At 40.8% G+C, this 12,569-nt stretch carries 8 protein-coding genes; 7 read left to right on the plus strand and 1 reads right to left on the minus strand.

The window, feature by feature from the left end:
- Positions 1–178 precede the first annotated feature (178 nt).
- The 6 genes from EYS08_RS08585 (at position 179) to EYS08_RS08610 (ending at position 8,508) form a co-directional block, all read left to right on the plus strand.
- Positions 179–1,060: a glycoside hydrolase family 43 protein gene (locus EYS08_RS08585; RefSeq protein WP_131029641.1), complete on the plus strand. Its 882-nt coding sequence runs from the start codon at positions 179–181 to the stop codon at positions 1,058–1,060.
- A gap of 349 nt (positions 1,061–1,409) precedes the next feature.
- The gene (locus EYS08_RS08590) at positions 1,410–2,462 is read left to right on the plus strand and encodes an endo-1,4-beta-xylanase (RefSeq protein ID WP_244215901.1); all 1,053 of its coding nucleotides are present in this window, start codon (positions 1,410–1,412) and stop codon (positions 2,460–2,462) included.
- A gap of 82 nt (positions 2,463–2,544) precedes the next feature.
- A complete protein-coding gene (locus EYS08_RS08595; RefSeq protein WP_208745823.1) occupies positions 2,545–3,384 on the plus strand; it encodes a sialate O-acetylesterase in 840 nt (279 codons plus the stop codon).
- 38 nt (positions 3,385–3,422) lie between these two features.
- On the plus strand, positions 3,423–4,529 hold the full coding sequence (locus EYS08_RS08600) for an endo-1,4-beta-xylanase (protein ID WP_131029643.1): 1,107 nt from the start codon (positions 3,423–3,425) through the stop codon (positions 4,527–4,529).
- A 3-nt stretch (positions 4,530–4,532) separates the two neighbouring features.
- Entirely contained in the window at positions 4,533–7,385 is a 2,853-nt protein-coding gene (locus tag EYS08_RS08605) for a glycosyl hydrolase 115 family protein (protein WP_131029644.1), read from the plus strand.
- 22 nt (positions 7,386–7,407) lie between these two features.
- Entirely contained in the window at positions 7,408–8,508 is a 1,101-nt protein-coding gene (locus EYS08_RS08610) for a glycoside hydrolase family 43 protein (protein WP_244215902.1), read from the plus strand.
- 760 nt (positions 8,509–9,268) lie between these two features.
- Here EYS08_RS08610 and EYS08_RS08615 read toward each other — a convergent pair.
- The gene (locus EYS08_RS08615) at positions 9,269–10,819 is read right to left on the minus strand and encodes a glycoside hydrolase family 43 protein (RefSeq protein ID WP_131029645.1); all 1,551 of its coding nucleotides are present in this window, start codon (positions 10,817–10,819) and stop codon (positions 9,269–9,271) included.
- 249 nt (positions 10,820–11,068) lie between these two features.
- Between EYS08_RS08615 and EYS08_RS08620 the strand changes: the two genes are divergently transcribed.
- Positions 11,069–12,436 (plus strand): glycoside hydrolase family 43 protein, encoded by a 1,368-nt coding sequence (locus tag EYS08_RS08620; protein ID WP_131029646.1) that lies wholly within the window; start codon positions 11,069–11,071, stop codon positions 12,434–12,436.
- Positions 12,437–12,569 lie beyond the last annotated feature (133 nt).

The following is a 12,569-nucleotide window of genomic DNA, read 5'->3' on the forward strand; positions in this document are numbered from 1 at the left end:
TTGCGAGGAACGAAGCAATCTTAATGCGCACGCTGGTAGCGATCGTTGTAAGATTGCTTCGTCGGCTGAAAAAGCCTTCTCGCAATGACGATCCTTCGAAGCTTATCATTGCAAAAAAATCTTATCAGATCACATCCAACAATAACGGACATGTAAGTGTTATTTATTATGCAATGATATGATCAACATAGGAAATCCCATATTCAGCCACAAATTTACTTCTGATCCAACTGTTTTGTTATACGATCAGAAAGTATATTTATACACCGGGTACGACGAAGCAGCACCAGGTGTACAAAGCTACATCATGCGCAACTGGCTCTGCTTTTCTTCTGCCGACCTGATCAACTGGGAAGAACATCCGGTACCATTACAGGCAACAGATTTTAGTTGGGCTAGCGGGGATGCATTTGCATCCTGTGTGGTATTTAACAAACAGCAATTTTATTGGTTTGCTGCAGTCTCCCATCGCGATATACCCGGCAAAGCAATTGCACTTGGAGTATCAGAAACACCTACAGGTCCTTTCCGTGATGCAATTGGATCGGCACTGATCACAGGGAATGATATTCCTTTCGACAAAAATCCAATGGCGAACCTAGATCCTTCTGTAATCATTGACACAGACGGGCAGGCTTATATCTTTTGGGGTAACCAAAAGTGCTATTTCGCTAAATTAAGTGACGATATGCTCGGCCTGCAGGGCAAAATTAATACGATTGAGCTACCTGGTTTCTCAGAAGGTGCTCATGTTTTTAAACGCAACGACTGGTATTATCTGACTTACGGTTATGGCAATCCTGAAAAGGTAGCCTACGCCATGAGCCCCAGCATACACGGGCCATGGGCATTTAAAGGAATATTAAACGAACTGGCTGGAAACTGCGAAACAAACCGTCCTGCCATTGTCGAATTCAAAGGAAAGAACTACTTCTTTTATCATAACGGCGCATTAAAAGGCGGAGGCAGTCACAGGCGTTCGGTCTGCGTTGATTATCTTTATTATAATCCAGATGGGACAATCAAGCGGGTGCTAATGAGCAGCGAAGGATTGCGCTAGCGCTCCCTGGCCAAAGAAAGCTTGGACTGCCTGCAATTTGAACATCAATTTCACCGAAATATCTCCCCTAAACTTTCATATTAGCGTCCTATCTGGCCTAGATGCCAGATCTCACCAACAAAAAACACCACCCTAGTATACTCCAGCAATGATTTATGGTTCTAATCCAGATCGCAGTAATTGCATTTACCAGGGGAGCATAAATAAACAAGTGTTACAAAAAAACATCTGATTATTCAAATGTACTAGTAAAAATGACGAAATAAACTATTCTCATAGCCACAATCCGAATAATTTAGCCTACTGATCATCAAACCAGATTATGAGCCGAAAGCCGAACAAATTACTAGTGATTCTGCTATTCCTTTTCTTAGGAATCCTAACCTTAAGTGCATACAAAAGAGCCAGCGGGCTTAAAGATTACTATAAAAATTATTTCCCTATAGGTGTTGCCGTTAAGCCGAGCGACCTCCATAATCAAGAAAAATCGCTGATCTTAACACATTTTAATAGTATCACGGCAGAAAATGCAATGAAAATGGGTCCAATACATCCCCTTGAAAATAGATTTTTCTGGAAAATTGCAGATTCAATTGTTCAATTTGGATTACAGAATAAGATAAAAGTAAGGGGCCACTGCTTAGTCTGGTATGCCCAAACACCAAGATGGCTATTTAAAGACTCCATAGGAAATCAGGTAACTAAAGAAGTGTTACTTTCCAGGATCAAAAACCATATTAACACCGTTGTATCCCGGTACCGTGGAAAAATTTATGCTTGGGATGTAGTAAATGAGGTGATTGCAGATGACACCAGCACTTTCCGGAAATCTCAGCTGTATAATATTGCCGGAGAGGATTTCATTGAACAAGCATTTAGGGATGCACATGCAGCAGATCCAAAAGCATTGTTGTTTTATAACGATTACAATACGGAAAATCCTATAAAACGGGATAAGATATATCAGATGCTTAAAAAGCTGTTAGCCAAAGGAGTTCCCATCCACGGCGTTGGATTACAAGCACATTGGTCTATCAGTAACCCTACCCGCTCCGAACTTGAAAAATCTATTGAATTGTTTTCATCTCTTGGTCTTCAGATCCAATTTACCGAGCTAGATGTTTCCGTGTATTCGGGAAGACAGGGCGGCCAGATGATTACAGGCGAAAAAGGCACTAATGCAGCTGTTTTTACACCAGAAATGGAACAACAGCAATTGGAAAAATACAAGATGGTTTTTGAGGTGTTCAGAAAATATAAAAAGAACATTACTGGTGTTACCTTTTGGAACCTCTCCGACCGTTATAGCTGGCTCGATGCCAGAGGTAGAAAAAACTTTCCACTACTATTTGATGCCGATTTAAAACCAAAAAAAGCATACTACGAAGTTACAAAGTTTTAAACAAACAACAATTTGATGATTAAAGACAATATGTACTGCTAAATCATCAGTATACATCAATTACGATCAACCAGAGCCAAATATGACTAAACTATGTGCCATCTTTACATGCGCAGCTTTATTGCTGATCAGCATTCCCTCATTTTCACAAGATTCGAATTTTTATATATTTCTGTGTTTCGGACAATCGAACATGGAAGGTGCCGCCAAATTTGAAACACAAGATACTACAGCAGTTGACCAACGGTTTCGCCTGTTGGAAGCCGTTAATTGCGTCAACTTAAACCGTACAAAAGGCAACTGGTATACTGCTGTTCCACCGCTAACACGATGTAAAACGGGACTGGGCCCGGTAGATTATTTCGGTCGGACACTTGTTGCCAACCTGCCCAAAAATATTAAAATCGGTGTTATCAATGTCGCCGTAGGCGGATGTAAAATTGAACTGTTCGACAAAGAAAACTACCAATCCTACACCGCAGCAGCGCCAGATTGGATGAAGGGTATGTTAGCTGAATACGATGGAAACCCTTATGCCAGTATGGTAGAGATGGCTAAAATTGCACAGCAAAGTGGCATAATCAAAGGAATATTGTTGCATCAGGGAGAGTCAAATACAGGCGATAAAGCCTGGCCAGAAAAAGTAAAGGGCGTGTATGAAAACTTATTAAAAGACCTAAAATTGGAAGCTAAAAATACACCGCTATTAGCCGGAGAAGTTGTAAATGCCAACCAGGGCGGAGTTTGTGCCAGCATGAACGCCATTATTGCGACTTTACCTCAAACCATCCCCAATGCACATGTTATTTCTTCTGCGGGCTGTCCTGATGGACCAGACAATCTTCATTTTTCTGCCGAAGGCTACCGTATGCTAGGCAAAAGATATGGAGAAAAGATGCTAAGCTTACTCGGCAAAAAATAACCAAATAGCCTATACTTTTCCAAACTGATCAAGATACAATGAGTGCCAAAAATATATTTTCAAGTTATATCCTATCTCTATTCTTCGTACTGGGTTTCGGAGGATGTAAAACGGGGCAATCGCTTTCCAGTTACCAAACAGATAGCAGGGGTTTAAGAGATTTTTACAAAGATTACTTCTCAATTGGTGTTGCCGTTGGCAAAAGAAATCTGAGCGGAGAGGAAAGTACACTGATCAAAAAACATTTTAACAGCATTACAGCAGAAAACGCCATGAAAATGGAGTCGATGCAGCCTGTTGAGGGAAAATTTAATTGGCGGGAAGCCGATTCGATTATCAGCTTTGCAACGCTAAACAACATCAAAGTACGTGGACATAATTTATGTTGGCACGAACAGGCACCTTCATGGTTTTTCACAGATAAAGAGGGAAAGGAAGTAAGTAAAATAGTATTGCTACAACGATTAAAGGCACATATTGATGCCGTAGTTGGGCGATATAAGGGGAAAATATATGCCTGGGATGTTGTAAATGAAGCCATTGACGATGATTCTACAAAATACTTACGAAATTCGAAATGGTACCAAATCTGTGGTGAAGACTTTATCATTAAAGCTTTTGAATATGCACATGCCGCCGATCCTGATGCAAAACTTTATTACAATGATTATAATACCGAACGACCAGAAAAAAGAGAACGCGTATACAAGTTGCTCAAAAGCCTGAAAGACAAGGGTGTACCTATAGATGGGGTTGGCCTTCAAGCGCATTGGTCTATCTACGAACCTAGTGAAAATGAACTCGTTACCGCAATTAAACGCTATTCATCTTTAGGCCTTAAAATACAGTTTACCGAGTTAGATCTTTCCATTTATCCATGGGAGAAAAATAAACGTGCCAAACGTGTGGATGAAAGCGATGCTTACACCGCCGAACTTGAAGCTCAACAGGTTGCAAAGTACAAAATGGTGTTCAACGTGTTCAGAAAGTATAAAAATGTAATCACCAACGTTACATTCTGGAACATTTCAGATCGCCGCACCTGGCTGGATGGTTATCCGGTACCCGGCCGCAAAAATTACCCCTTACTTTTCGACACGCAATTAAAACCAAAAAAAGCCTATTGGAGCGTTATTAAATTTTAAGTAATGAAGAAAATATTTCCGCTAGTCTTATTCCTTTTCAACGTCCTCATTGCACAAGCCGCTGGGCTCGGTCCAATTACGGTAAATACTTATTTGCCCGGAAGTTTTGCTGTGGTGAGCAAAGGTAAGGTACCTTCCATTTTAGTAAGTGCCAACGAATGGCCAGGCGCTATACGTGCCGCCCAAAATCTTCAAAACGATATTAAAAAGGTAAGTGGACTTGAACCCGAATTTTTAACGGATAAAACAACCGGCATGCCTATCATCATTGGCACTATCGGCAACAGCAAAATCATCGACGAAATGATCAGGAACCGTAGTCTAAATGTCTCTGAAATTGCCGGAAAATGGGAAGCCACAATAATTCAAGTGATTAAAAACCCAATTAAGGACATAGATTCTGCTTTAGTAATTGCAGGAAGCGATAAGCGGGGAACGATATATGGAATATACGAGCTCTCTTCTCAAATTGGTGTTTCGCCATGGTATTATTGGGCTGATATTCCTGTAAAAAAAAGCAGTTCGCTCTATGTTATTGCGGGGCGTCATGTAATTTCTTCACCTGCGGTAAAATACCGGGGGATATTTTTAAATGACGAAGCGCCTGCACTTTCGGGATGGAGCAGAAAAGAATTTGGGGGTTTTAACCATAAGTTTTATGAGAAGGTATTCGAATTGATTCTTCGCTTAAAAGGAAATTATTTATGGCCAGCCATGTGGGGAAGTGCATTTAACGACGACGATAAACTCAACCCTGTTTTAGCCGACGAGTACGGCGTAGTGATTGGAACTTCTCATCACGAACCCCTAACACGGGCCCATGATGAGTGGAAAAGATATAAAGGCGGCAAATGGAACTATGATCAAAATCCAGAACAGTTACGTGCATTTTGGGAAAGCGGCCTGCAACGTGTAGCCGATAAAGAACAGATCATTACTGTTGGCATGCGTGGCGATGGCGACGAGCCCATGTCTACAGGCACGGCTACCGCCCTATTGGAAAAAATTGTAAAAGATCAACGTGAAATAATTGAAAAAGTAACCAAAAAACCTGCAGCACAAACGCCACAGCTATGGGCCTTGTATAAGGAAGTTCAAGATTATTACGACAAAGGGATGCGCGTTCCCGATGATGTAACGTTACTTTTATGCGATGATAATTGGGGCAACATTAGAAAATTGCCAGGTTTAGGTGAAGCGCCCAGAAAAGGCGGTTATGGGATTTATTATCATTTCGACTACGTGGGTGGCCCTAGAAATTACAAATGGGTAAACACCAACCCTATCCAAAAAATTTGGGAACAAATGCGATTGGCTTACGAACATGATGCCAATCAGATCTGGATCGTAAACGTAGGCGATTTAAAACCAATGGAGTTCCCCATCCAGTTCTTTTTAGATTACGCCTGGAATCCTGACGCCATCCCGGCCGATAAATTAATGGACTACACAATTAATTGGTCGGCCAACCAGTTTGGCAATGAAAACGCAACAGCAATTGCCAGCCATATAGATACTTACCTAAAATACGCAGGTAGAATTAAACCAGAACTACTTCATGCAAATATTTATAGTTTAAGCAACTATAACGAGTTCGAACAAGTTACCGCTGATTTTAAAAAACTTAAAGAACAAGCAATCACAACACATCATCAATTACCTGACAATCAAAAAGATGCATATTATCAATTGATTCTTTATCCCATTGAGGCTGTGGCTAATTTATATGAGATGTATCTCGCGGTAGCCAAAAACAAACTATATGCCAAACAGGGCAGATTTTCAACCAATAGTTTCGCCGGTAAAGTTGATTCTCTATTTAAGCGGGATGCCGAAATCAGCACTTACTACAACAAAACACTAGCTGGAGGAAAATGGGACCATATGATGGATCAAACGCATATCGGTTACGCTTCCTGGCAGCAGCCTGATAGCAATATTATCCCTAAAATTACGCTGATTAACAATACTACTACCAATCTGGGTGTTTCACTGGAGAACTCGGAGCTTCACTTTACAGGAAAAACAAAGGTAGCGCAAGGCTTCACTTTTTCAGCGCTTGCAAATACATCACATACACTCGAAATTTTTAGAACAGGTGCAGGTGAAATGAAATACGACATCAAAGCACCTGATTATGTAATGTTTAGCAGTAAAAAGGGACCACTTAACGATGATCAGAAAATTCAGATCAGCATTGATTGGAATAAAGCTCCAAAAAACACTATAACAAGTGAAATTCTCATTTCAGGTAGTGATAAATCGAACATCACCATCCCAATTAAAACCGAAAACATTATACCAACCAACTTACCTGCTAATTTATTCCTCCCTGATAACGGCTATATTTCTATGGAAGCGACAAGTTATAGCAGAGCGGTAAACAGCAGACCTATTTTTTGGAAAACCATTCCAAATTACGGAAAAACCAGGGGCGGCGTAATCGCAACACCTGTGACTTCACCAATTCAGCAGCCTGGCGAAAGTTCACCACATTTAGCTTACGATATTTTTGTAACTGAAACGGGCAATTTTACCTTAAATACCTTTATCTCCCCTACTATTGATTTTAATGGGAAAGATGGATTAAAGTTTGCCGTGTCATTAGACGCGCAACCTCCCATAGTAGTTAATATCAGCAAGGATTATACCTCTGATTATGCCTGGGGACAATCGGTAGCCAACAACATCAAAATTTTTAAAACTCCCCTTGTCTTTAACAAAACCGGAAAACACACCATCAACTATTGGATGATTAATCCAGGCGTGGTACTGCAAAAATTAGTACTCGATCTTGGAGAATTAAAACCAAGTTATTTAGGACCACCAGAAAGCATTAAAAGCAAACGAAATTAAATTAACCAAAACCATGAGCAACATGATTAACGAATTAAAAAAAATCACCCTTTTTACATCCATTATGGGAATGGCAATTGCCAGCTCCTGCCAGCAAGCAAACCAAAAAGCAGAAAAGGAAACGACAAAGGTGCCTAAAAAAACCAGCTACTTATCGCAGCCTATAATCTCCAAAATTTATACGGCCGATCCGTCTGCGCATGTTTTTAATGGAAAAATTTATGTTTACCCTTCACATGATATCGAGACTGGCACTCCGGAAAATGACAATGGTGATCATTTTGACATGAGAGATTACCACATTTTGAGCATGGATAGTGTTAATGGTAAAGTTACCGATCACGGTGTGGCTTTAAGCATAAAAGACATTCCATGGGCCGGCAGGCAACTTTGGGCACCGGATGCTGCCTTTAAAAACGGAACCTATTATCTGTATTTCCCGGTTAAAGATAAATCTGATGTATTTAGAATAGGTGTTGCTACATCAAAAAATCCAGCAGGACCATTTAAGGCTGAACCTGAACCCATTAAAGGAAGTTATAGTATCGATCCGGCGGTGTTTACAGATACTGATGGCGCAAGTTACATGTACTTTGGTGGAATTTGGGGCGGGCAGTTGCAGCGTTGGAATAACGGAAAATATGATGCCAATGGATCTAAAACCGACTCACAGAAAGAAAATGAACCTGCATTGAGCGCTAAAGTAGCGAAATTGAGCAGTGATATGTTATCATTTGATGGTGAAGTGAAAGATGTTCAACTAGTAGATAAACAAGGAAAAGCACTACTCACTAACGATCACGACAGACGTTTCTTTGAAGGTGCCTGGATGCACAAATTTAATGGTAAATATTATTTCACTTATTCAACAGGTGATACCCATTATTTAGCGTATGCGATTGGCGACAAACCTTACGGACCATTTGTTTACGAAGGCACTTTTATGAAACCCGTTCAAGGTTGGACTACCCATCATTCTATTTTAGAGATAAAAGGCAAATGGTATATCTTTTACCACGACACCCAGCTTTCAGGAAAAACCCACCTTAGAAATGTGAAAGTGACCGAATTGAAGCACAACGCCGATGGAACAATCCAAATGATTGAACCATGGGTTGAATAAGTATAAGTTGAAAATAAGGTTGTTATAGGGAACTGAAGCAATTGATCAAATTAATCCCAGTAATGTTATTATTATCCCTAGGTTTCACGAATTGAGAAATCTGGGGGTAAAAAACACGCAATACAGCGAATAAATGCCCTCCGACTAGGGTGTCAATAACGGATCCAAAAGAAAGGTCGTCATTGCGAGGAACGAAGATAACCGAACAAAGTGAGCTCATGAATACCTTTAAAAAACACATGCAAAGATGAATAATCTTAATGCACACGCTAGTAGCGATCGTTGTAAGATTGCTTCGTCGGCTGAAAAAGCCTTCTCGCAATGACGATAATCTGAGGAGATTTAATCTCTTAAATTCTCCTGTCATTTATATTGATTTTATACAATAAATTAAGCCTATCATTGACATTATTTTACAAATCATTATTAATCAACATTTATCGACTTTCGCATTTCCATTCAGCTAGGCCTTAGCACTGTATCCCCGTTCTACTGACATCCGGCCTAACAAATTTTTCGGACCGCACTACTCAAGCCACCCCACTGACCTCTAAAGAAAAATTTTCAGCCGGCATTTTTTGTTTCTTTTTGATGCCAAAAAGAAAGAGCCCTTCGGCGGCGGCGAGCCGAGGCAAGACCGCTCCTTAAGGCAAAAGAAATCAATTAAACGTCACTCATATTGATTTTATACAATAAATTCACCTCAGAGTGATATCTTTTTCCGATTTATCCCTTGGATAAGATTAGGCTGAAAACTATTCTATTTTGCCTCCATCCTAAAATAATCGAAGTCAACATATCCTCCAGCATTTTCAGTTGCGTAATTAAACAGTCCGAAACGGTAGCCTATAAAATGGGGAAGCGTATACGACATTTGCAGCGGCTCCCCTATTGGTTTCCAGGTTTTGCCATCAAAGCTGTAAAAAAAATAACATTTATCTGTTCGGTTCTCAAAATCACATCTTGCTTTGAGATAAACGGTTTGCTGTCTGGCTGGAACATCTTCACCATTTACAGTGCCGCTTTGGGCACTTACCGTTACCACCGTTTTCTTTGACCCTGTATGTTTTACGCCAACCCAGCCAAATTTGCGTTGCAGCAACATCAATCCCGCCTGGTCTCCGGTTTTCATATTGGAAATATCAATTGAAGTGATTGCGGTTGATACGGGCCCAATAGTACGCTGGGTTAATGTATTGCGGGCCAGAAGAATATTAGTATCCAATCTTGAGGTGGTAATCCGTAAAAATCCCGGGCGTTTGGTTAGCGACCAAAACGCATGGTCTGGATTGTGGTTCCATTGCCATACCAGTGGAAGCGCGGGCTCGCCTTTTTTGCGGATAAATTCGTCTGATGCCACAATGCCGGGAATTAAGCCGCTACTAACGGGAAGTTCTAATGTTTCCGGAACTTTACCATCAACACCCAACACCGGCCAGCCATCTTCCCAGGTAACCGGAACTAAATATGGAATGCGGCCAACGGATCCAAAATCTCTAAAAAGATAAGAAAACCATTTTCCTTCTGGCGTACTGATTAAACCGCCCTGCGCAACACCCTTGTCTCTAAGTGCTACCCGCCCTTCATATGGCCCCATAAGTTTGTCGGAACAGTGTACCACAACTGTACGCATCCCATTTCGTGGCCAGGTAATGTTAAAAAGATAATATTTGCCATTAATTTTAAACAGTTGGGAGCCCTCAGCTGGTAATCCGGCACCAGTACCTGTGGGAAGACTTGCGTTTTCGATAATTGTTATGGGCTTCGCGTCAGGCTTTATTCCAGTTAAATCTTCCTTTAATTCCACCAAAGTAATTTTGCCTGTACCGTATACCATGTAAACTTTTCCATCCTCAAAAAACAGGGAGTGATCATGGAGCGAAGGTTTAAAAGACGTAAGTTTCCACGGGCCTTTTTCGATATCTTTTGTACTGTAGATATACGTTTTGCCTGTGGTACCAGAAAAAGTACTTACATAATAAATACCTTGATGAAAACGAAGACTACTTGCCCACGATCCCCGACCATAATCCCATTTTCCATTGGATAAAGTTAATTCGTCAGCATTTCCGAGGGTATCATAAGCGTAACTTACAATTTTCCAGTTTACCAGATCGGTTGATTTCATGATGGGCACACCGGGATTCATGTGCATCGTAGTGCTGCTCATGTAATACACTTTCCCTACTCTGATCATCGAAAGATCGGGCACATCAGCAAAAATGAGCGGATTTGTCGCTTTTTGTGCATCAACACAAACTGTATTTAGCACAAAAAAGAGCGATAATGTAAATAATTTCAGATTCTTCATCAGGTTAGTCAGCTTTTCAACTTGCACTGCGTTTATATTCGGTATTCAAAGCTATTCAGAAATATGCAGATCAACGAACTGCTTTGTTCAAATCTATGTTACAAATGTTCTTAATTCAATCCATCCCGTTACAGAAAAACAAGCAAACTAACCAAATGTGCTAGTAAAATTGACGAAATAAAGTAGTTGCTGACTAAGGTTCTCAATAATTTAGCGGCATTGATTGAAATTAACCAAATTTATCTTTTTATGAACCTTAAATCCATCTTAGCCTTCTGCGCTTTTCTGTTTCTTCTTACAATCGCTCAAATCAGCTCCGCCGATGATGTTATAGTCGGTTACCGTCATTTGGCAGATCCTGGTACCCTTGTTTACAACGGAAGAGTTTATCTCTACGCATCTAACGACGATGAGAACTCCTACAATAAAAATAGCGGATACAAAATGAAATCGATCGTTTGCATTTCGAGCAGCGACATGAAAAACTGGACAGACCATGGTGTGGTATTTGAAGCACCAAGAGATGTAGCCTGGGCAGGCAGAACCTGGGCCCCAGCAGCAATTGCCCGCGACGGCAAAATTTTTCTATACTTCGGAAATGGCGGCAATGGCATCGGCGTAGCAACTTCAAGCAGTCCGATAGGGCCATTTAAAGATCCCATTGGAAAAAAACTTGTTGAAACCGAAACGCCAGGTGTACTTCCTGCGCCAAACATGTGGTTATTCGATCCGATGACCTTTATTGATGACGATGGCCAGGCCTATATGTATTTTGGTGGCAACGGCGAGAGCAACGTTCGGGTAATTAAACTTAACCGTGATATGATCAGCGTAGATGGACCTGCAACTTCTATTACTGCTCCTGCATTTTTTGAGGCTTCGTGGATGCATAAGCGCAATGGGATTTATTATTTCTCCTACTCAACCAATCCGAAAGCACAGATGCGCATCGATTATATGATGAGTAAAAGCCCCACAACTGGATTTACTTATGGAGGAATTGTTGCCGCACAACCGCCAAAAAACAATAACAACAACCACCAGGGAATTTTCGAATTTAAAGGACAATGGTACCACACCTACCACAACAGGGCTGTAGCATACAAATTGGGAATCCCCACAGAATTTAAAAGAAATCTGGCTGTTGAGGTGCTAAATTACAAAGCCGATGGCAGTATCGAACAGGTAACCTACACGGCAGATGGAGTACCACAGGTGGAAGGATTAAATCCCTACATGCGTGTGGAGGCCGAAACGATGAGTGATCAACAAGGTGTTAAAACTGAAACATGCAGCAAAGGTGGTTTAAATGTTACGCATATTAAAAACGGAGATTGGATAAAAGTTAGGGGCGTAGACTTCGGCAAAGGAGCAAAACGTTTTTCAGCTTCGGTAGCAAGTATTGGAAAGTACAATAAAATTGAACTCCGATTAGGCAGCTCTGACGGAAAAGTAATTGGAACACTTGCCGTGCCAAATACTGGTGATGCGCAGGCCTGGAAAGAAGTGAGCTGCAAAGTTGATGGTGCAACGGGAAAACAAGATCTTTTTCTAACCATTAAAGGCGCAGAAAAACCAGAAGTAAATATTGATTTTTGGACATTTTCGGCGAAATAGAATCTCACCCTATGTTTAAACAAAAAAACCTCGCAGGTATTACAGCACCTGCGAGGTTTTTTTCACTAATCAATCTGGAGGAGCTTTTCGCAGATAGTTTAGGTAACATCAATATTTTTCAATATGCTTCAGG

The organism is Pedobacter kyonggii, assembly GCF_004310665.1.
GTDB lineage: Bacteria > Bacteroidota > Bacteroidia > Sphingobacteriales > Sphingobacteriaceae > Pedobacter > Pedobacter kyonggii.